Annotated in this window: 21 protein-coding genes; 6 read left to right on the top strand and 15 right to left on the bottom strand. The window is 58.7% G+C overall.

From position 1 onward, the window contains the following. The first annotated feature begins 23 nt into the window (after window positions 1–23). Window positions 24–911 (top strand): chemotaxis protein, encoded by an 888-nt coding sequence (locus tag JIF53_RS13110; protein WP_199452738.1) that lies wholly within the window; start codon window positions 24–26, stop codon window positions 909–911. Here JIF53_RS13110 and JIF53_RS13115 read toward each other — a convergent pair. After that, complete coding sequence (locus JIF53_RS13115; RefSeq protein WP_199452740.1) at window positions 908–2578, bottom strand: acetolactate synthase large subunit; 1671 nt, start codon at window positions 2576–2578, stop codon at window positions 908–910. The genes JIF53_RS13110 and JIF53_RS13115 overlap by 4 nt on opposite strands. A 44-nt stretch (window positions 2579–2622) precedes the next feature. Further along, window positions 2623–4104 (bottom strand): malate dehydrogenase (quinone), encoded by a 1482-nt coding sequence (gene mqo / locus JIF53_RS13120; protein ID WP_199452742.1) that lies wholly within the window; start codon window positions 4102–4104, stop codon window positions 2623–2625. Window positions 4105–4565: 461 nt separating this feature from the next. Between mqo and JIF53_RS13125 the strand changes: the two genes are divergently transcribed. After that, window positions 4566–5543 carry a calcium/sodium antiporter gene (locus tag JIF53_RS13125; RefSeq protein WP_199452744.1) on the top strand — a complete coding sequence of 326 codons (978 nt, stop codon included), beginning with the start codon at window positions 4566–4568 and terminating at the stop codon, window positions 5541–5543. Window positions 5544–5562: 19 nt separating this feature from the next. On the opposite strand, the gene JIF53_RS13130 is transcribed toward JIF53_RS13125, so the two are convergent. From JIF53_RS13130 to msrA, 3 genes are all read right to left on the bottom strand, one after another. Then, window positions 5563–6327 carry a lysophospholipid acyltransferase family protein gene (locus JIF53_RS13130; protein WP_199452746.1) on the bottom strand — a complete coding sequence of 255 codons (765 nt, stop codon included), beginning with the start codon at window positions 6325–6327 and terminating at the stop codon, window positions 5563–5565. A gap of 92 nt (window positions 6328–6419) precedes the next feature. Continuing rightward, window positions 6420–6845, bottom strand: a complete 426-nt coding sequence (gene msrB / locus JIF53_RS13135; protein ID WP_114433894.1) for a peptide-methionine (R)-S-oxide reductase MsrB — start codon at window positions 6843–6845, stop codon at window positions 6420–6422. Between the two features lie 10 nt (window positions 6846–6855). Beyond that, the gene (gene msrA / locus JIF53_RS13140; protein WP_114433893.1) at window positions 6856–7506 is read right to left on the bottom strand and encodes a peptide-methionine (S)-S-oxide reductase MsrA; all 651 of its coding nucleotides are present in this window, start codon (window positions 7504–7506) and stop codon (window positions 6856–6858) included. A 160-nt stretch (window positions 7507–7666) separates the two neighbouring features. Between msrA and JIF53_RS13145 the strand changes: the two genes are divergently transcribed. After that, window positions 7667–8638, top strand: a complete 972-nt coding sequence (locus tag JIF53_RS13145; RefSeq protein ID WP_199452748.1) for a metallophosphoesterase — start codon at window positions 7667–7669, stop codon at window positions 8636–8638. A gap of 2 nt (window positions 8639–8640) precedes the next feature. Here JIF53_RS13145 and JIF53_RS13150 read toward each other — a convergent pair whose 3' ends face one another. The 3 genes from JIF53_RS13150 to JIF53_RS13160 are packed head-to-tail and all read right to left on the bottom strand — an operon-like array spanning window position 8641 to window position 10862. Continuing rightward, a complete protein-coding gene (locus JIF53_RS13150) occupies window positions 8641–9123 on the bottom strand; it encodes a CDP-archaeol synthase (protein ID WP_011786816.1) in 483 nt (160 codons plus the stop codon). 30 nt (window positions 9124–9153) lie between these two features. Further along, a complete protein-coding gene (locus JIF53_RS13155; RefSeq protein WP_199452750.1) occupies window positions 9154–10530 on the bottom strand; it encodes a class II fumarate hydratase in 1377 nt (458 codons plus the stop codon). Between the two features lie 44 nt (window positions 10531–10574). Beyond that, a complete protein-coding gene (locus JIF53_RS13160) occupies window positions 10575–10862 on the bottom strand; it encodes a hypothetical protein (protein WP_199452752.1) in 288 nt (95 codons plus the stop codon). Window positions 10863–11057: 195 nt separating this feature from the next. Here JIF53_RS13160 and JIF53_RS13165 point away from each other — a divergent pair, with 195 nt between their 5' ends. Genes JIF53_RS13165 through JIF53_RS13175 form a run of 3 tightly spaced genes read left to right on the top strand, consistent with a single transcriptional unit; the run spans window position 11058 to window position 14592 of the window. Then, entirely contained in the window at window positions 11058–12557 is a 1500-nt protein-coding gene (locus JIF53_RS13165) for a response regulator (protein WP_199452754.1), read from the top strand. Window positions 12558–12559: 2 nt separating this feature from the next. Then, complete coding sequence (locus JIF53_RS13170; RefSeq protein ID WP_199452756.1) at window positions 12560–13204, top strand: LuxR C-terminal-related transcriptional regulator; 645 nt, start codon at window positions 12560–12562, stop codon at window positions 13202–13204. Further along, a complete protein-coding gene (locus JIF53_RS13175) occupies window positions 13201–14592 on the top strand; it encodes a sensor histidine kinase (RefSeq protein ID WP_199452758.1) in 1392 nt (463 codons plus the stop codon). The genes JIF53_RS13170 and JIF53_RS13175 overlap by 4 nt, the downstream gene beginning before the upstream one ends. On the opposite strand, the gene JIF53_RS13180 is transcribed toward JIF53_RS13175, so the two are convergent. The 7 genes from JIF53_RS13180 to JIF53_RS13210 all read right to left on the bottom strand — a co-directional run bounded on the left by JIF53_RS13180 (window position 14589) and on the right by JIF53_RS13210 (window position 21240). Then, complete coding sequence (locus JIF53_RS13180) at window positions 14589–15713, bottom strand: OprO/OprP family phosphate-selective porin (RefSeq protein WP_199452760.1); 1125 nt, start codon at window positions 15711–15713, stop codon at window positions 14589–14591. The genes JIF53_RS13175 and JIF53_RS13180 overlap by 4 nt on opposite strands. After that, window positions 15706–16287: a DUF4956 domain-containing protein gene (locus tag JIF53_RS13185; RefSeq protein ID WP_199452762.1), complete on the bottom strand. Its 582-nt coding sequence runs from the start codon at window positions 16285–16287 to the stop codon at window positions 15706–15708. Before JIF53_RS13185 ends, JIF53_RS13180 begins: the two co-directional genes overlap by 8 nt. Further along, complete coding sequence (locus JIF53_RS13190) at window positions 16271–16954, bottom strand: polyphosphate polymerase domain-containing protein (RefSeq protein ID WP_228285566.1); 684 nt, start codon at window positions 16952–16954, stop codon at window positions 16271–16273. The genes JIF53_RS13185 and JIF53_RS13190 overlap by 17 nt, the downstream gene beginning before the upstream one ends. Before the next feature lie 71 nt (window positions 16955–17025). After that, a complete protein-coding gene (locus JIF53_RS13195; protein WP_206769602.1) occupies window positions 17026–18810 on the bottom strand; it encodes a CotH kinase family protein in 1785 nt (594 codons plus the stop codon). A gap of 141 nt (window positions 18811–18951) precedes the next feature. Then, on the bottom strand, window positions 18952–19530 hold the full coding sequence (locus JIF53_RS13200) for a peroxidase-related enzyme (RefSeq protein WP_199452766.1): 579 nt from the start codon (window positions 19528–19530) through the stop codon (window positions 18952–18954). Between the two features lie 45 nt (window positions 19531–19575). Beyond that, window positions 19576–20559, bottom strand: coding sequence for an MDR family oxidoreductase (locus JIF53_RS13205; RefSeq protein ID WP_199452768.1), 984 nt, complete (start codon window positions 20557–20559; stop codon window positions 19576–19578). 42 nt (window positions 20560–20601) lie between these two features. Next, window positions 20602–21240, bottom strand: a complete 639-nt coding sequence (locus JIF53_RS13210) for a TetR/AcrR family transcriptional regulator (RefSeq protein WP_199452770.1) — start codon at window positions 21238–21240, stop codon at window positions 20602–20604. Window positions 21241–21458: the final 218 nt, after the last annotated feature.

Genomic DNA, 21458 nt, shown 5'->3' on the forward strand with positions numbered 1-21458 from the left:
ATCTTTTTTGCAAGGATCGGTTTATGTCCAGCAAAGCGAAGCAGTCCCAGAAACTCCTGCTGTTCCGCCTGTTCGGCTCGCGGCTGTTTGGCATTGGCACTCTGAAAATCCGGGAAATACTTCCGTTTCAGCGATTAACCAAACTGCCCCACAGCCACCATGCCGTGATCGGAACCGCAACCTTCCGGGGCTCGGCCGTGCCGGTCATTGATATGTCTGCGGCCGTAGGCTACCCGGCGCTTACCCGCGAGGAGCAGGAAAAAGCCTCCATCATTGTTACCGACATCCAGCGCCAGGAAATCGGTTTTCTGGTGCGTAGTGTTCAGCAGATTATCGAGACAGACTGGAAGAGCGTGATGCCGCCGCCCAAGGCTCTGGGCACCAATGCCTTTATTACTGGCTTGCTGGATGTGGATGGCGACATTATCCAGCTACTGGATGTGGAGTTGCTGCTGGCCAAGGTGTATCCGGAATCCCTGGATGCCCAGGATGTTGTACTGTCAGATCTTCAGAGCGAAACGCTCAAGTCTCTGAATATCCTGCTGGTAGACGATTCCCAGGTGGCCCGTAAACAGCTGAGCGATGTACTGGACAGCAAAGGCATCAGCTACCACGTCACCACCAATGGCGATGAAGCCCTGCAGGTGATGCTCAGAGAGCACGAGCTGGGGCACCCGATCGAGATTCTGGTAAGCGACATCGAGATGCCGGGGCTGGATGGCTACGAGCTGACCTTCGATGTCCGGGATAACGCCAGCCTCAAGCAACCCTACATTATCCTGCATACCTCACTGAACAGTGAGATGAGCCTGAGCTACGCCAATCAGGTCGGGGCCAACGAGGCCCTGACCAAGTTTGACGCAGATGAACTGTTACAGGCCATGCTGCGTGGAGCTGCCCAGGCCGGCTAAAGCCGGCAGGTGAGCTCCGCCAGCTCTTCATCAAAGACCCGCCGGTTCTCGCTGTAGTCCACCGGCACATCCACCAGGTGGACACCACCGGCCTCCAGTGCGCGCTCGAGGGTCGGGCGCAACTCCTCGGTACGGGTAACCCTGTGGCCAATGGCACCGTAGGAATCCGCGTACTTCACGAAATCCGGGTTGCGGTAATCCAGCCCGAAATCTTCATAGCCATCCTGGCCCTGCTTCCATTTGATCATGCCATACGCACTGTCGTTGATGATCAGCACCACCAGGTTCAGACCAAGGCGAACAGCCGTCTCCAGCTCCTGGCTGTTCATCATGAAGCCGCCATCGCCGCAGATCGACATGACCTTCAGTTCCGGATAGAGCATGGCCGCCATCATACCACTGGGCAGGCCCGCGCCCATGGAGGCCAGAGAATTGTCCAGCAGCACGGTGTTGTTGTCGTAAGCCGGGTAGTTACGGGCAAACCAGAGTTTGTACATACCATTATCCAGCGCAATGATGCCGTCATCCGGCATCACGGATCGCACATCGTGGACAATGCGCTGGGGGATCACCGGAAAGCGGTCATCGGTGGCCCGTTCCTGAAGATGCTTGTCGACCGCCTGTTTCACTTCCATCAGGCCGGTGAAATCGTGGTTGGCACATTGTCCGCAGTGCTCGGCCATGTACTCCACACTGTTGGCAATGTCACCCACCACCTCATGCTGCGGAAAATACACCGGATCGACATCGGCTCCGCTGAAATTCACATGGATGACTTTTTTACCGCCCGGCGTCATGAAGAACGGGGGCTTTTCCACCACATCGTGGCCAACATTAATCACCAGATCCGCCCGGTCGATGGCGCAGTGAACAAAATCGCCGGCGGACAGGGCCGCATTCCCCATGTAACGGGGGTGACGCTCATCAATCACGCCCTTACCCATCTGAGTGGTGAAGAACGGAATGCCCGTCACATCCACCAGATGCAGCAAGGCTTTGGATACCCGTTTACGATTGGCGCCGGCACCAATCATGATCAGTGGATGATGGGCCCTGCGCAGCATGTCACAGGCCATATCCAGGCTCTTCTCGCTGGCCGTTGGCCGGCGGGCATCACTGGGATTAAAGATATGAATGCCCGCTTCGGCGGATTCCTCGGCAATGTCCTCAGGCAGCTCCAGGTGCACAGCACCGGGGCGTTCTTCCGAGGCAAGGCGAAAGGCTTCACGAACCTTGGCGGGGATGGTGTTGGCGTTACTGATCTGGCGGGTGTATTTGGTGAGCGGCCGCATCAGATCCACCACATCCAGAATCTGGAACAGCCCCTGTTTGGAGGACTTGATGGGCTTCTGCCCGGAGATCATCATCATGGGCATGCCGCCCAGCTGGGCGTAGGCCGCGGCCGTCACCAGATTGGTGGCGCCCGGCCCGAGGGTGGACAGGCAAACCCCCACCTGGCCGGTCAGTCGCCCATAGGTCGCCGCCATGAAGCCGGCAGCCTGTTCGTGCCGGTTCAGCACCAGACGGATACTGGAATTGCGTAACGCTTCCAGGAACGCGAGATTCTCTTCACCGGGCACGGCGAAAATGTATTTTACGCCCTCATTCTCAAGTGCCCGGATAAACACTTCGGCGCCGTTAAGCGCCTGTCGATGATCATTGGCCATAACTGTCCTCTTGATCTGAGAATTCTCAAATCAAGAGGATAGCATTACCTGAGCTTGAGCGTTGACAGGGTCCGTTCACGAACGCTGTTGAGCAGCTCCTCATTATCCACCAGAGACTGGCCATAGGATGGCACCAGCTCCTTCATGCGGGACTGCCACTGCTCGCTCCTGATCTTCTCCGGGAAGCAGCGCTCAAGCACATTGATCATGGCGTTAGCCGCAGTAGAAGCCCCGGGAGAGGCACCCAGCAAGGCGGCGAGGGTGCCGTCTTTAGCTGCGACAATCTCGGTGCCGAACTCAAGCTTGCCACCACCCTCTTCGGTCTGCTTGATAATCTGCACCCGCTGGCCAGCCATCTGCAACTTCCAGTCATCTTCACGGGCATCCGGGAAGAAGTTGCGCAGGGAATTCACACGGTCGGCATGGGATTGGAACACTTCGCCGATCAGATAACGGGTGAGGTCCATATTGCTCTTGCTGACTGACAGCATCGGGCGCAGGTTGGTAGCGCGCACCGAACCAATCAGATCGAAGACTGAGCCCTGCTTCAGGAAGCGGGTGGTGAAGCCAGCAAACGGTCCGAACAATAGGGCAGGTTCGCCATTGATGATGCGGGTATCCAGGTGCGGGACAGACATCGGCGGCGCGCCAATCGGTGCCTTACCGTACACTTTGGAATGATGCTCCTTGACGATGTCCGGCTTCTGGCATACCAGCCACTGACCACTGACCGGGAAGCCACCGTAACCGCGGGCCTCATCAATGCCAGACTTCTGCAGCAACGGCAGCGCGCCACCACCAGCACCTAGGAACACGAAACCGGCTTCCAGCTTGGTCAGTTCGCCGGTTTTCTGGTTTTTCACCCGCAGTTTCCAGCGGCCATTGTCGCGCTGATCAATGTAGTGCACCGGGCTACTGAGCATCAGTTCAAAGTTGGGCTGGGTTTCCAGCCATTTCACCATGCTGCGGGTCAATGAACCGAAATCCACGTCGGAACCATGTTTGATTCGGGTCGCGGCCACACGCTGCATAGGATCACGGTGGCGAACTACCAGCGGCATCCACTCTTCGAGATCCTCCGGGCTTTCCGTGTATTCCATTTCCTGGAACAGGTGGTGCCCGCTCAGACGCTCGTAACGGCGCTTTAGAAACGCCACGTCTTTCTCGCCCCAGACGAAACTCTGGTGTGGCGTACGATTAATGAAAGAGGTCGGCTCCGGCAGGATGCCCTGCTCCACCAGGTAAGACCAGAACTGCAACGACACCTCGAACTGGGCATTGATTTTCAACGCCCGCTCAATCTCGACATCGCCATCATCGGTTTCGGGGGTGTAGTTCAGCTCGCAGTAACCGGCATGCCCGGTACCTGCATTGTTCCATCCGTCGGTGCTCTCATGGGCAACGTGGTCAAGACGTTCCACCATGACGATGTCCAGGGACGGATCCAGCTGCCTGAGCATCATGCCGAGGGTCGCGCTCATGACGCCCCCACCGACCAGCACTACATCTGCCTGTCTAACGGCCATTGGTTTTCACCCTAGCTTAGTGTTGAAGCCTGCTGCCACTCCACGATCAGCAAAGTGGCCTGTCGGAAGCCGGCCTGGCGCGAGGTAGACGGCGCTGCCGTGAGCTTCCGGTCTGAAATTGCGCGCAATTATCCCGATTTTCGCCGAAAGAATAAATTGCGATTATCAATTGATGCGTGTCGGTTGCGGGCACCGCTGGCACCAGTGGTGCGATTACCGGTGTGTTGGCACATTGCCCGTCATCTTATCGTTTTGCCGGGATTGTCTCGTGTTTTGTTAACAATATCAGCGCCACTTTAGTCTGATACCCCGTCGCCCAACCATTGGATCATCCGTAGTTACCTGCAACGGCGCGCATCTCAGTGCTGACCAATCGCCCCCTAATACGGTATCTTGTGCGCCAAACACTTTCCTCCTGGCCGTGGGCCGGAGTTTCCCGTTAATCTTTTTGAGGTTTCTCTATGTTGATGGCCATCGGTGCCGTTATTGCCGGCCTGATCCTGCTGGTCTGGAGCGCGGACAAATTTGTGGAAGGAGCCGCCGCCACCGCGAAACACCTGGGCATGCCTACGCTACTGATCGGCATGGTCATTATCGGCTTCGGCACCTCTGCTCCGGAACTTGCGGTCTCTGCCATGGCTGCGTCTGACGGCAACCCCGGCCTGGCTCTCGGAAACGGGTATGGCTCCAATATCACCAACATCGCCCTGATTGTTGGCCTGACCGCCATCATCGCGCCGATCGCCGTGCACTCACAGGTCATCCGCAAAGAACTGCCACGACTGGTCGTACTCACTCTGATTGCCGGTGCGCAACTGATCGACGGAGAGCTGAGCCGACTGGATGGCTGGGTGCTTCTGGGCGTCTTTGCCGCGGTAATGGGTTGGTCCATCTATCAGGGGATACGTGGCAAAGCTGACCCGCTTGGAGGGGATGCTGAGTCCGAAATCGTTGCGCACCCCATGCCCCTGAAAACCGCACTTATCTGGCTGGTAATCGGGCTGATTCTGCTGATTGTCAGTTCAAGGCTTCTGGTTTGGGGTGCGGTCGCTATTGCCCAGAGCCTGGGTGTTAGTGATCTGATCATAGGCCTGACCATTGTGGCTATCGGAACATCACTGCCGGAGCTGGCATCGGCTATTGCCGCCGTGAAGAAGAACGAGCACGACCTGATTCTGGGCAACATCCTGGGCTCAGGCATCTTCAACACCCTGGCCGTGGTGGGGCTCGCCGCGGCGATTCAACCGTTGTCGGTAGACCCTGAGGTGCTGTATCGGGACTGGACGTTAATGCTGGGCCTGACTCTGGCGCTTCTGGTCATGGGCTTCGGCCTGACCGGTTGGCGCAAGCTCGTATCGAGGGTTGACGGTGCCCTGCTGCTGGCCGTTTACATCGGTTACACCGGCTATCTGTTCTCTACCGTGGTCTCCGCCGCCTGAGCATCGCCGGCGGGGCAGCTTATTCTGCCTCGCCATTGCCCAGTAATTCCTCCAGATTCTCCCGCACGCCCGCCATAATCTCCGCAATGTCGTCCTTGCTTTTTCCTGCCGTGTCGATGGGGGTGCCCACCCGCACATCCACCGGCTGCCCCAGGTTAATCTGCCAGGTGCGCGCGGGCAGCACCCGATGAATCCCCCGAATCGCCACCGGTACAATCACAGCCTGAGTATCCAGGGCCAGGTGAAAGCAGCCTTTCTTGAACGGTAACAGCTGACCATCCGGAGAACGGGTGCCTTCCGGGGCTGCCCACAACACAATGCCACTTTCCATCATCTGACGGGCTTTCTCCAGATCCTTCACCGCCCGGTTGCGACGGGAACGGTCAATAGAGGGAAACTCGGCGGCTCTCATGGCCTGGCCCAGCAGGGGAATGCTGAACAGCTCTTTCTTGGCGAGCATGCGGATTGAACCTGGCAGCGACACAAAACTGACCGGTATGTCGTAGTGGCTGGCATGGGTGCTCATGATGATGTAGCGCCGGCCATCGTTGAAATCCGGCACTTCTCCGCGAACAACCAGGCTCGCCCGAACCAGCCGCAACAACGCTGCCGACCATTCCCGGCAATATTTGTCGACAATCGGCCGGTTCAGGCGTCCGAACAGGGCCCGCAACAGGATCAAGAGCGAGTACAGCGCTGTCAGCCCCACGGAGCCAATCACGACACCGGCACGTCGCAGCAGGGTAGCCGATTCAGTGAGCGGGTTTAATTTCAGTCTGACCATCGATCACCTTTCACCAGAGCCGATTTCAGATGGTCGGCCCTAAAAAGAAAGGCGCATTATAGCCGCAACAAAGAGCTCGCGATATTAAGACTCTAGTTCGATTCAGAGAACACCATTGCAATGGAGTTCAGACAATAACGCTGCCCGGTAGGTGGCGGCCCATCAGGGAACACGTGGCCCAGGTGACTGTCGCAACGGGGGCAACGAATTTCGATACGGGTCATTCCAAGACTGGAGTCCTCCAGGTATCGGATATGCTCCGGGTCGAAGGGCTGGAAAAAACTTGGCCAGCCAGTGCCGGAATCAAACTTGGAATCGGAGCTGAACAGCGGCAAATCACACAACCGGCAGTGATAGGTGCCGGACGTTTTGTTATCCAGCAACGTGCCACAGAAGGGACGCTCGGTACCGTGATCGAGCAGCACACGGCGTTCTTCCTCAGAAAGATGCTCAGCCCGGGCTTCCACTTCTGCCCGGGTTAACGGTGTCAGGTCATAGCCTGCTGCAGATACAGACATCGGTGCCTCCTCAAGCCTGGTCCGGGTCGTCTTTGCTGAATTCGGGCTTCAGCTGTTCGGGCCAGGTGTTGGCCAGCTTTTCCATTTTTGGTGCCGCTACCGCCATGATGTATGGTTGCCAGGGATTACGCGCGGCAAAGTTCTGGTGGTGCTCCTCAGCCGGATAAAAGGCTTCCAGGGGCTCCAGGGTCGTCACGATGCGATCCGGATACACACCGGCGGCATCCAGCTGGCGGATATACGCCTCGGCTACATCGTGCTGCTCTGGGGTCTCATAGAATATCGCGGAGCGATACTGGCTGCCGACATCGTTACCCTGTCGGTTGAGCTGGGTGGGATCATGGGCCACCGAGAAGAACAGCTTCAACAGTTGGCCGAAGCTGACCCGTGCCGGATCATAATGCACCTCGATGACTTCGGCGTGCCCGGTTTTCCCGGTACAGACCGCCTCATAATTCGCGGTACTGGCTTCACCGCCGGCATAACCAGAGGTCACACGGTGAACACCGTCAACCGCCAGAAAGACCGCTTCCACACACCAGAAACAGCCCCCCGCCAGCACCAGCCGGGACTCACCGGCGGCTTCAGGCAGATCCTGTTCAGGGTCCGGGAAACGACTCCTGGGAACACTCAGGCCGGGCAGATTACATGCATCGGTCATGGGCCACTCCGTACACTATACATCGTCGAATGATCACTGATTGTGGCGTCTCAATACTGAAAAGCCAAATCAGCACCTGTAATTTGCACTACCCAGGGCAACAACCATAATTAAGACAGGAACCACTGATAAGGTTCCGCTCGGCATCAGGGATAACAGCATGACCGCAAGGGTTCGCGTAACGGAAGATCAGGATGAGCTGCTCCACTACCGCCTGAGCCTGAGGCTCGGGCCCGTCCATGCCCGTCAACGCCTCGGCATTGAGCGGGAAACCGAAGCCCGGGTGTTCGGGCGGGACAAGCGCTCGTTCCATCTGGAAAACCTGACCAACGCTCCGGGACTGATTCGTTTCTGCCTGAAGGCAGTGGGCCTGCTACGCCGGGCTCAGGCCAACAGTTTGAAACTCACCACCGAGCACAACACCTTCGTGTTGCCCGATCTCCCATCGGCCTTCGAGGGCTTCCGCATCCTTCACCTGACCGACCTGCATGTCGATATGGACGAAGCCAACCTGCAGGCAGTTATACGGCAAATCGCCCCGTTGGATTACGATCTGTGCGTTCTGACCGGCGATTACCGCCAACGCACCTGGGGCCCTGTAGACAATGCTTTGGACGGTATGGCCAGACTGCGCCAGGCCATTCACGGCGACGCCTATGCCGTGCTGGGCAACCACGACAGTGTACGAATGGTGCCGGCTCTTGAAGACATGGGCTATCGCCTGCTGATGAATGAAATGGTGCCGCTGGAGCGGGGCGACAGTCGCCTGTACCTGGCCGGCGTGGACGATGCCCACTACTACAAGGTTCACAACCTGCACCGGGCCGGCGACGATATACCCGCAGGGGGAATCAGCCTGTTGCTCAGTCATACGCCGGAAATCTGGCGGGAAGCCGCCCATGCCGGTTACGACCTGTTCCTCTGCGGCCACACCCACGGTGGGCAACTCTGTTTGCCCGGCGGCATCCCGCTGACGCTGGACTCCGATTGCCCGAGACGCCTTGGCCGCGGACTCTGGCAGGTAAACGGCATGCAAGGCTACACCTCACCGGGAGCCGGCACTTCGGTCCTGAATGTGCGTCTGAACTGCCCTCCGGAAGTGACCATTCACACCCTCACTCGCGGGCCCTGAGTTCAGTGTGGCTGTTTACGTATACCGAGGCGGTAAAACAGCGGAGAGAACAACATATTGGACAATGCGAACAGAAGGGCAACGGCGACCGCCTCCCACAGTGGCAGCGGCAGCCAGTACCAGGCCATCACCATAGGTAACAGCGCCTCGGGCAGCTGATCCAACCAGACCGCCCTGGCGCTGGAAGCCAATCCCATACGGCGCTTGGTGAAACTGCTGAGCATATCGCCCCACAGCGACAGGAAAGCAAACAGCGCTCCGAACAACCAGCCCAGACCCACCCACAGGGCAAACAGCGCGCAGGTCAGAACGCCGGATACCAGACCACGCCAGGTTTTGCTGGGCCCCAGCAGCGGTCGGCCATCGCGCCACAGCCGGCCACCATCGAGGGGCCAGCTGCCATGCTGATGAAACAACCGCGCCACAACCACCGGAGACCCGTTGGCCAGCACCAGCATGACAAACAACTCAAGCGACAACAGCACTCTGCTTTCCCCTGTCAACAGCCGGCCAGATCAGGTCAGTCCGCCCCGGGTCAGCTTGAGCGGGTCCATCAATTCCTCAAGCCGTTTGCGGCTCAATCCGCTCCGCTCCTCGGCAACGTCGATAACCGGGCGCCCGCTACGGTATGCCTCTTTGGCAATATCCGCGGCCAGCGCGTAGCCGATTTCAGGGTTCAATGCCGTCACCAGAACCGGGTTTCGCCCCACCCCCGCGTTCAGGTTTTCGGTATTAACGGTGAACCCTTGCAGGGCCTTGTCCGCCAGCAGGTTCGAGGCATTGGCCAGCAACCCGCACATATCCAGCAGATTTGCGCCCACCAGTGGCAGCATTACATTCAACTGGAAGTTGCCGGACTGGCCCGCCATGGCGACAGCCGCATCCAGCCCGGTCACCTGGGCACTCACCATCGCCACCGATTCCGGTATCACCGGATTCACCTTACCAGGCATGATGCTGCTGCCCGGCTGCAAGGCCGGCAGGCTGATTTCCGCCAGACCATGGATCGGCCCACTATTCATCCAGCGCAGGTCATTGGCGATCTTGGTGAACACCACGGCCACACCACGGAACTGGGCAGACAGTGCCACAGGCGCATCAACCGCACTCTGCCCCAGAAACTTGTGCTCCAGCGACCGGAACGGATAGCCCGTATTCTGCTTCAGAAACTTCACAAACTGGCCAGCAAACTCCGACGCAGCATTCACCCCGGTACCTACCGCGGTACCGCCCTGGGGTAGTGCCGCCAGGTCCTCCATGGCCCGCTCAAGGCGAAGCTCGGTCGCCGCGACCTGCTCCCGCCAGGTTCTGAGCTCCTGGCCAAGTGTCACCGGCATGGCATCCATCAGATGGGTGCGCCCGGTCTTCACCTGCCCGGACAGTTCAGCCTCCCGGCCGTAGATCACTCCCCGGAGATGCGACAGCGCCGGCAGCAGCCGGCTTTTCACTGCCAGCACTGCGCTGACATGGATCGCAGTCGGGATCACGTCGTTGGAACTCTGGCTCATGTTGACGTGATCATTGGGATTTACCTCCACGCCCTGCTCGCGCGCCAGAGCCGAGATCACCTCGTTCACGTTCATGTTGGTGCTGGTACCGGAGCCGGTCTGGTACCGGTCCACCGGAAACTGATCCGCATGCTCTCCTTTCAGCAACCGGCCGCAGGCGTCACAAATGGCATCACGCAGTTGCGGCTCCAGCAAGCCCAGTGACGCGTTGGCCTGGGCCGCCGCGCGTTTGACCTGAACCACAGAGGCAATGAATTCGGGCGGCATCGGCTGCCCGCTGACCGGAAAATTGTCCACCGCACGCTGGGTCTGCGCGCCCCAGAGCGCGTTTGCCGGTACCCGGACCTCACCCAGGCTGTCTTTTTCAGTTCTGAACTCGGTCATCACATCCTCCTTATGTCACGCTCGATGGCTTCCCACAGCGGCCCTCACGTGCCGTTGCCATGGGATTTCAGGCGGACATGGTCGCAGATGCCGGTCACCTGCTCAAAGTTCAGAATCAGCGTGTGCACGGTATTGGTGTAGGTATCGTGCAGATGAAACTTGAAGCGGCTCTGCTTCTCGCCCTGCAGAAAGGCATCGTACTGGCGCACCAGCTCCCTCACATCACCGCCGGCGTCCTGGCTCCAGGTGGCATTGAACGGCCCCAGCACGGCGCCGCCGGCAAGGCAGATGGTGACTTCGTGGTTGGTGAGATGACTGTCTTGAGTGGTCATGACATTTACCTCCTGAAAGCACTCAGCGTTAAGTGTAGTCGCTCTCAGACAGTGGGCTCTGGCAATTGCCAAAGTCATCACAGAAACGAACATTCTCGGCGCCACAACCTGCATTTGTAGGAAATTCCTACAAAACGACTGACGCCCGCCTGATAACCTGTCCAGCCGATTCGATATCAAGGAACGACCGGAAACATGGGGCACTTCCACTCACCCACCGTTTTACTGCGCTACCACAGCGAAGAGGCAAAGCAGACGTTCGAGGCCTTGTTCGAACAGGACTTCTCGATACACGCCTTCAACTCAGATGACGCTGTGCTCGGGCATCTAGCGGCTGCCGAAGCCCCACCCGCGGCGCTGGTGATGGCCGGATGCGAAGCATCAACCGCAATAAACTCCAGTCTGCTGATTCAGGCAAGAACACAATATCCGGCCGTGCTGAGAGTGTTGATAACCGGGCGCGTTATCCTGAGCGAACTGGTGGCGCTGCTGGACACCCAGGTAATCGATCGTTGCTTCGAGCAGCCCCTGGATCCTGACCTTATCCGATCACACCTTATGGCGGCGGCCCTGACAGGCCCGGAGCTGCGCGGCCAGACCGAGCACCAGCCATCGCCCCCAAACACTGACGGGCAGCGCCCCGTCGTGCTCATTGTCGATGACGAACCTGCCGCCACGAAATATCTGATCCGTCAGCTGGAACACCTGCAGGATGAGTTCACACTCCTGTCCGCAGACAGTGCGGAAGCGGCACTGGACCATCTGCGAACGCCAGGTGCCCCCATTGCAGCGGTGATGACCGACCAGCGGATGCCGGGCATGCAGGGCAAAGAGCTGCTGGATGAGCTGCGTCAGTCTCATCCGGCCATTATCCGGATTCTGACTTCCGCCTGGGGCGAGGTGGATGTTGCCCTCAATGCCGTGAACGAAGGCCGTATCTTTCGTTACCAGAAAAAACCCTGGCAAGCACAAACCTTGCTGCCACTGTTCCGGGAAGCCATCACTCGCCACCGTGAGCTGGCGTCGGCCCTGGACAACACCCGCTGCGAAACCCGGAAACGCTTTGCCGAGCTGCGCCTGAAACGCCACGGCAGGCTCCTCGATCATCTGAGACCGATCCTGAGTTCACAGGTTCCAGATACCACACTGAACGCTTTTCTGGATACCGTGGCCAGCATTGACCACCTGCCTGCAGCGAAAGCACACCTCAGGGCCAGCCAGGACATGCATCTGGAACAGGAGCTTGTCCGGCGGTTCTGTGACCGTGTGCGGCAGGAACTCAGTCGGCTGGAAAACTTCGTCCCGGCAGGCCCCGGGCAGAACCGGATTGCATCACTGTTCAGCGGGACCCCGCCCCAGGAACGGGCCACATCGTCTCCACCCTGCTCGCCGGCAGAATTACTGGGGCAAGCCCTCAACACCCTGCTTGTCAGCTCCGGACTTGACTGGAGCCATCTGGTTCTAACCGAGAGTCGCGATCAGCTTCACGCAGCCCTGGAACAACCGCTACGCATCTACAGCCATCTACTGGCTCCGCTCACGCGGCTCTCCGATCCGCTTCTTGAACAACAGGCAGCACTTCTGATGCTGTTCGTCACCACCAGCCTGCTGGGGGGGGACGTCAGTGCTGAGGCAGACGGCCAATGCCTGCACCTGGCCATAACGCTGCCGGTACTCCCGGGATCGGGTAACTGACCGTGAATCCTCCGCGCAGACTCCGGCTGTTCGCGACCGTCAGCCACCGTCTTTTCCGCGACGCTTTGCTATTCCAGATTCTTCATAACGAAGACATAGAGTTGGTAGGCGAATCCGAGACCGGCGTTGAAACGCTGCAACGCCTGGCTGCTGTCAGACCCGGCGTGCTATTGATTGAAGAGAATCTGAAAGACAATGATGGACTCACCATTGCTGAAAACGCCCTCAGCCTGCACCCGGCACTCTCGGTGCTGCTGATCTCAGACACTCCGGTCAACAGCTCGCGCATGGCGATTTACCTGGAGTCCGGAATCAAGGCGGTGGTCTCGAAACAGCAGTCGATCCAGGAACTGATCAAAACCCTGTTCTACATTCGCAGCGGTCAGGTATACCTTGGCAACTGGCAATCAACACGCGACCGGGCTGATGACGCTCTTACCGCTTACCAGGCATTGTCCGGCCGCGAACGGGAGGTGGCGAGACTGATGTCACAGCGGGTCGCGGTTCGAGATATCGCTGAGGAGCTGGGGGTGTCCTGTAAAACGGTGCACTCCTACAAGGACCGGATCTTCGTCAAGCTGGGCTTCGAACGCCTGCCGGAGCTGATTCTGTTTATGCAAAGACACCACCAAAGGGCGTTACCATGAACCTGCTCTCCGGTATTGAGCAGATCAAACAGCTGCCCGTTGATCGGCAACGGCGGTTCGAACGTTTTTCGCGCACCCAGTACCGGTACCGCGTGCTGCCGCTGTTCGCCGATGTTTACCTGATCATCGCGTTTATCGGCACCCTGCTTTTCCTGGCCGGACAGCTCACGCACTCGGTGGAGCCCCCGGTGTTTGCCGGTTACCTGCTCTACACCGGGGTGCTGACAGCGCTCATTCTGGCTCATCGCTTCACCCGGTTGCGGCGAGCGGCACCGCTGGTTGTCTATCTCGTATTCATCAACATGGCGACATTCAGCTACCTCGGCTATATCGGTGCCGGCGCCGCCATTGCGCCTGTGGTGGGGCTGTTCTTTTTTATCAGCTCGGTCGGCATCATCACCCTGTCGCTGAAGCACACCAGCATCATTTTGGCGGCCAACCTGATACTTCTGGTGCTGGCCACCGCGGTCACAGTCCCGGCCGATCAGATTGTCACCGTGCTTATCGGCGTAATCACCAACTGGCTGATTCTGATGTGCCTGGTGGTGTCACCGTTATCGGCGTGGTTTTTCTCCAAGTTCCTGCGCAACCTGCTGGCCCTGCAGTTTCTGCTCAGAGATCGAAACCGGCAACTTTCCCGCGCCTTGCAGACACTGGAGGCCACCGAGGACAAACTGGCCCAGGAGCAGAAACACCAGGCCCTGAGCCACATGGCCAAGGGGCTGCTGCACGAGATTACCAATCCGCTCAATTGCGCCATACAGGCGGTAGACTTTTCCGCGGCGATCAACCGGAATCCGGACGTGGCCGAGGCGCTGGACGATGCTGCAAGCCATCAACACCGGATTGCAGAGATCGTCTCGGATCTGATCGAATTCTCCCGCCCGGCGCCGGATCATGGCCCGGAGGCTGTAAATCTCGACAAGCTGGTGCAAACGGCGCTGCGATTTTGCCGGCACCAGCTTCAGGGCACCGCAGTCACCATCCAGATCCCCGCTGGCCTCTCGGTCGCCTGTTTTCCGTCACCGCTGATTCAGGTGTTCGTCAACCTCCTGATGAATGCATCGTCAGCCATCCGTGCTGCTAGCCCTGCACGACCGCAAATCCGGATTACCGCTGCCTCCACCGAAGCCGTGACCAGCATTACCGTCCGGGATAATGGCAAAGGCATCGACTCCAGTGACCTGCAGCGACTGACTGACCCGTTTTTCTCCACCAGCGAGACGCCGGATAACCTGGGGCTGGGATTGAGTATCTGCCACACCATCATGCGGCATCATCGTGGTGTCATGAAAATTGCCAGCGAACCCGGGCAATGGACCGAGGTGATACTGGAACTACCCCGGCATATCGATGGGCCCGACAAAAGCACTCGCCCTCCAAACTAAAACCGGTAAACCAGCCGCAGGGTCGCGGCATTGCCCCCGGGATCCGGCGACAGACGATTACCGCTGATCTCCGGCATCAGGTAATTCAAGCGAAGCTGAATGTCTTTACCCAGATAGTAATTCAGGCCCACGGTGGTGACGCTGGCTTCCGCCCCGATGCTTCGATCCCTCAGGTCAACGGCACTGTAACGCGCCACCAGTTCCCAGGCGCCGCCGGTACTCTTTGGCTTGATGCGCTTGAACTCGCCTCGCTCGTATGGGCGCGGGTCGTCGGTCAACAGCAGGCCGGCCTGGACATAGCCCCCGGTAAACCGCCACCATTCGCCGCCTTTACGACGCACCTCCTGAGCCATGACTTCTGCTGTCACCGTCAACCGATGGAACTGCCAACCGGCCTCCACGCCCGCAAGCCTGCTTTCACGGGCCTCAAAGCGGGGACTGCGAACCACGTTGTCAGCGCTGAACACCTCGGCCTCATCCTTGATCTGGAACTCCTCCTCTCGATGCTGTCGCCAGGATGCCGCTGCACCGATGTGGAGTACCTGATCCTCCGAGCGGACGGGAGCGCGGGAGACCCTGGCAGTTACAGCGCTGCCGTCTTCCGGTTTACGCTCATCGCTAAATATACCCAGCGCCCAGGTTGAGGATTTCCGGTACTGCCCTACCATAATCCCCAGTGAACGGCCCGGTGCAAAGGCCGATGTAGCCATTGAGCGCTCACCCGTACCGAGACTTGAGTAGCTGGTCAGCCGTTCCATACCGAACGGCTCCTTGAACTGGCCCAGCCGGATGGCGAGGCGATCAGGGCCGTTGTACTGCACAGAGGCGTCGCCCAACTCTGCGTCTTTGTTGTCGCCTTCAATCTCGTAGCCGCCGTCAATCTCAGCCTCCCAGGCGTCGCCCCACGCCAGTTCAACCTGGAGCTTGGCGTTGCGCAACACGCCATGCGTGGTGGATTCTTCTCCGTCCTCATCATGGAACGCGCCGTAGTGGTCGACACCGGCCGCGATGTAACCACTCACCTCCGCCTGAGCACGCCCGTCGCCATCACTCGCCAGGGCGCCTGCACTAATCATCGGCAGCAGCGCAAAGGCCAGCAGTTTGCCAGTTTGTTCAGTCATGCCCCGCCTCCAGGTGATAGTGCATCCGAAGCATCGCGGTGTCTCTCAGGTAGCTGACAGACACCACATCAACCCGGAACACATCCAGCCCGGTGCGTTCCCTGAGATCGGCAATCAAGGCTGCCTGTTGTTGCCGGTGGACGTTCTCGATCTTTTCGTATTCCACCTCCTTCTCACCGTGTCGCGGTAACAGGATGCGGGTCTCGAGCACAACCGCCAGGGCGATGACCAGGCCATTCAGCATGATCAACTCCAGGTGGTGCATGGTCCCGACTGCCGCCAGCAAGGCCATGGCGATCACCAGGAACAGGTAGGTCATCTCCTTGATACCCAGGGCTTCGGTGCGATAACGCAGCATCGAGAACACGGCAAACAGGCCAAAGGCAAAGCCCATCGTGACCGTGACCGAATGCAGCAGCGCCGTCACCAGAAACACGCCAACGCCGAAGAGAATGAAAGAGGCGGCATTCTCCCGGTGACGGGAATAGCGGTAATAACAGCGAATCAAGACCAATACCGAGGCCGCATTAATCAACAGCCGGATAACAAAATGGAGGTCAACTGCAGATTCCATGAACGCTCCTTAACAACGGTTTGAATCGATTGGTTTTCAGGTTGTCTCCGTCCAGAAAAACCCGACCAACGCAGTACTTGCTGAAAGTCACCGGCCTGTATCCGAGCGCGGCCAGACGCGCCATCAAAGGCGAGCCAGAGGCTTTCCGGTCATATTTGATTTCGAAAATGGCAAGACCTGGGAGCGCAACGGAATGCTGTCGATCAGGCGTCTGGAATGAGAGCCCGGTATCCACCGTCACCCGCTCATGGCCGTCCCGCCGGAGCAATGTCATCCGTTCATACCGGACAAAAAGTGCCGGCCGCATCCCTGCAGCCGGAAGGCCGAATTGCCCGGAAAGGAAATCATTGATGACGCGCGGGTCCCGACCGTCTCCGGTTAACGACAAGCGGGTTTTGATGGTGCGTTGCCGGTTGCTCTTCTTCTTGACTTCAAGAAAGCTCTCTCCGCTTTGCCGGTAGTGACGAATCCGCAGCTTGAAACGATTGAGCTTGCCGTTGTGATGATCCAGATACAGCTGGCTGTCCGGCGTATCCAGATACAGGGTGTCGTAGGTAAAACGCCGAGCCGCCCCAATCTCAAGCATCGAATACTCGCGCTCCAGGCCCTGAAGACACTGGTCTAGCTCCTGAGCCGGAATCATGAACTTGGTGTCCACACGGTTCATCAGGAGCGCTCTTGACTGCGCCTCAAGGGAATGCCCGGCAAATCTCGCCACCGGGCTACCAACGGCCATGTTCATGGCACGTCGGCCACGTACTCCAGGGTGGCATCCAGGGTGATTGCCACGTCCCCGGCCTGCTCCCCGGTGCCAACACTGATCAGGGTAATCTGCCCTTGAGCTCCCAGAGCAATCGTCCGGACATCTCCGGGCAGGCTCTCATCCACCTCAAACAGCAGCGCATTGGTGGCAAAGCCATGGAGGCGATGGCTACCCGGTACGTAGTCCGACGATTCAATAAACAGCTGAAGCACATAGGGTTTGAAGCTGTCACCGGCATCCACGCCGATCATCAGGAGGCTAACGACCGCCGGTTTGGTTTCCCGGTCCACGGAATACACCAGGCTGTCCACTTCAAAGGCGGCGTAGGTCAGGCTGGCACTGACGTTGCGCCCGTCCGGCAAGGTGAAATTGAATGCACCTCGGTCATTTCCGCTCTGGGATGTGATGTTGCCCGTCAAAGCCGTCGTGGTGGGCGCGCTGCAATCCGGCTCCTTGTCTGCCAGAAGCGAGACTTCGCCTGTCGGCGTCTCCGCCGCCATCGCCTGTTCCAGAACAGCCCTGCGGGCGGGCTGGTAATCATCGTCGCCCGGCTCACCGTTGCCGATGATAAAGCGTTGCAGGCTGGCCGCCGCCTCCTCGGTGGTTCCGGTCAATTGACGAATGCGCGCCAGGCGGTCGGTCAAGGCATTCTCATCCCACTGGGTTTCCAACAGGTTCTCCAGCTCCGCATAATAGGCTGCCCGGTATTCGGGTATCTGGAACAGACGATCTGCGAGCCGGAAGTTGCGATAGAAAACACCGGTTAGCGGCTTGAGCGGATGGTCCCCGCGAAAAGCCGTGTCGGCCCCCCAGGGAACGAAATGGAACAGTCCGTCCTCCGGGTTACGGTAAATATGGAAGTTGTTGGCATTACCGGTGGCAGAATCCCAGGCGCCGAGCAAGGTCTCCACCGCCCAGAAGCGGATGAACTGGTCCACATCGACCAACTGCGGCAACACGTTCAGCATCTGCTCATCTGGCAACGCCAGAGCTTCTGCAACGGCTTGCAGATCGCTTCGGTCGTTTTCCTTTTCGTTGGTCTTCTTCTCCAATCGCTGGCTCAGCCAGGTACCAAAATCGGCGGTCTGCGCCTCATACTGATTACCCTCATCGTTGCCGAACGCACGGGTCAGGAAAGGCTTTTTAAGAGGCTCTACATTGGTAAACACGCCGAGTGTTTCGCCGTTCACGGTTACCCTGGCGTAGTTGCATCTTGGTGCCGCAATGCCGGCTTCACGGAACTGGTCATACGCCATGCATTGCCTGGCATTGGAAGGATCCTGGCGATTGTTGTTCAGGGTCATCCGTGAGGAATTCTGGTAGGTCCGGCCTTTCTGCAGGTCGTTGAAATCCAGCTTGAGAGAGGGAATACTCGGGCTCAGGGAGCCCATATAGCCTTTTTTGCGAACGATAACCTTGTCCATCGATTCGCCATCGATCGTTACCCGGGCCGTAAACTCGGTGTATTCGAATGCCGGCACACACTCTCGATCGGTACTGGCCAGGGTTCGGGCCTCGCTGCGGAGTTGGCGAAACTCGTCAGCCGGCATGCGGATGTCTACGGCCAGCACCCGATCCGGTGCGTATAGATCGCCGTCACCTCCGACGTTCACCGGCTCAACCGGGGCATCAAAGTCCGAGGGATCAGAAGAGTCCGAGCCTCCGCCCCCACATCCCTGCAACAAGATCAATACCGCGCAGGCCACCAGCCAACGATAGCCACCCCTGAATGTTCTGGATTCCGCCGTTATTGTTTTCATGTACCACTCCCTGAATATTATTGATCTTTGCCGGAACCGAACCGGCTTCAGGGAGTATTGCGAGGAGACGTTCAGGAGTATGTAAGAAGGTATTACAGGGGAGACGGCAGGCCGGAAAATCCGGGGCGAAGCCCCGGCTGTTTATCGTCCCAGGGAGTAGAACTCGGGGTTTGCGCGCATGCTGGTGACATTGGCCATGCGGTTGGACAGGCCGAAGAAGGCCGCGATGCCGGCAATATCCCAGGCGTCCTCATCGGTGAAGCCATGCTCGTGCAGCGCTTGAAAATCGCTGTCGTTGACTTCGTACGCTGATTGGGAAACCTTCACGGCAAAATCCAGCATGGCCTTCTGACGCTCGGTGATATCGGCTTTGCGATAATTCACAGCCACCTGATCGGCCACCAGCGGGTTCTTTTCCCGGATCCGCAAGATTGCTCCGTGGGCCACCACGCAATACTGACACTGGTTCAGGTTGCTGGTGGCCACCACGATCATTTCACGCTCCCCCTTGGTGAGGTTGCTCTCTTTTTCCATCAAGGCATCGTGGTAATCGAAGAACGCCCGAAACTCCGCTGGCCGGTGCGCCAACGCCAGGAACACATTGGGGATGAAACCGGACTTCTCCTGAACCTTGAGAATGCGGCTGCGGATATCCTCCGGAAGAGCATCCAGCTCAGGCACCGGGAAGCGGCTGATGGGCAATTCGTTCTGTACTGACATGGTACGTCCTCTGTTTCTTTGTATCGTTAGTGAGACGGGCCGGCATTACCCGGCCACGGGAATCACAATCCGGCCCCGGATCTTGCCGTCCATCAGCTGGCCGGCAGCGTCGATGACGTTGTCAAAGGCCACTTCGGTGATCATGCTGTCCAGCAACTCAGGGGACAGATCCTCAGACAGACGCTTCCAGGCGTGCAAACGGTCTGCTTTCGGCGCCATCACACTGTCGATGCCACACAGGGTCACGCCACGCAGAATGAAAGGCGCCACTGTCGCCGGGAAATCCATGCCCGCTGCCAGCCCGCAAGCCGCCACCACACCGTGGTATTTCATGCCGGCACAGACGTTTGCCAGCACCTGGCCACCGGCCACATCCACCGCCCCGGCCCAGGTTTCACGAGCCAGCGGCTTACCGGGCTCGCTCAGCTCGGCCCGATCCAGAATCTGTTTGGCACCCAGAGATTTCAGGTAGGCTTCTTCTTCGGGCCGGCCGGTCACTGCCGTTACCGAATAACCCAGCTTGGCCAGGATGGCGACGGCTACGCTGCCGACTCCGCCAGTGGCCCCGGTCACCAGAATGTCGCCGGAATCCGGTGTGACGCCGTGCTTCTCCAGCGCAATCACGCACAACATTGCGGTATACCCCGCGGTACCTATGGCCATGGCCTGACGGGCCGTGAATGGCGCCTGCAGCGGGATCAGCCAGTCCCCGGACAGTCGTGCTTTCTGGGCCAGACCACCCCAGTGCTTCTCGCCCACGCCCCAGCCATTAAGAACCACTTCGTCTCCGGCCTTGAACTCAGGGTTGGACGATTCCGTCACCACGCCAGCCAGGTCAATGCCCGGCACCATCGGATAGGTTTTCGCGATGGGCGCGCGGCCGGTAATGGCCAGTCCATCTTTGTAGTTCAGGGTGGTGTAGGCCACCTCAACGGTCACATCGCCTTCGGGCAACTGGGACTCATCAACGGATTTCAGCGCCACCTGCTGGTCGCCACGGCTGCCTTCTATCAGGATTGCTTTGAACATGTTGCCTCCACTGTTTCGTGAACGTGAGTAGATCGGTTGTCATCAGGAACCGCGCACCAGCGCCATAAAGCCCTGGGCAAAACGGTCAAGCGGTTCCGGGGATTGTTCCAGCTTGGCCCTTAGCACCGCACCTTCCCACCCTGTCCAGAAGAATTGTGCCATCTGGTCGCAGGACAGGCTCTGGGGCACTTCACCAAGCTTGCGAGCTTCTTCGAGAACCCGCTCAACCCGCGACTCCCAGTCCCGGAAAACGGCGCACAACAAACTCCGAAAGCTCTCTGGCAAAGCCGCCATTTCCTGACCGAGATTGCCAATCAGGCATCCCCGGCGATAATCGAACTTCTGCATGCCCGCTTTGGCGCCATCCACAAAGGCCTGAATCCGCGCCAGGGGGCTGAGGGACGCATCGGACAACGAGCGCTCCAGCTTCTTCGCAAAGAACTGGCCGTAAGCCTCAATCAGGGCCCTGCCGAAGGCTTCCTTGTTGTCGAAGTAATGATAGAAGGAGCCCTTGGGCACGCCCGCCTGTCGCAGGATTTCGTCTATACCGGTGTAGGAGTAGCCCTTCTCTGTCAGCACCCCCAGGCCCACTTGGATCAAGGTATCCCGGGTGTTCTGATAACTCGCTGCCGAGGATTTGGGCGGCCTGCCCCGTCGGCGCTTTACTGGTAGCTGATTCATCCATCACCCTTAATTAGACCGAGCGTCTAATTAATATCCCAGAAATTAGACCGAGTGTCTACAAAATATAAAGTTGGACAGCGAGTAGGGTGAGGCGTTACCGCCTCATCCCTCTCACAGAACCGTACATACGGACCACGTATACGGCTCATGCCATTAACTTGCCCTGAACTCGGGGACAGGGATGCCGGTTCGTACTTGGGTCAGATCCATCAACC

Source organism: Marinobacter sp. bablab_jr008 (genome assembly GCF_016464145.1).
GTDB classification, from domain to species: domain Bacteria; phylum Pseudomonadota; class Gammaproteobacteria; order Pseudomonadales; family Oleiphilaceae; genus Marinobacter; species Marinobacter nauticus.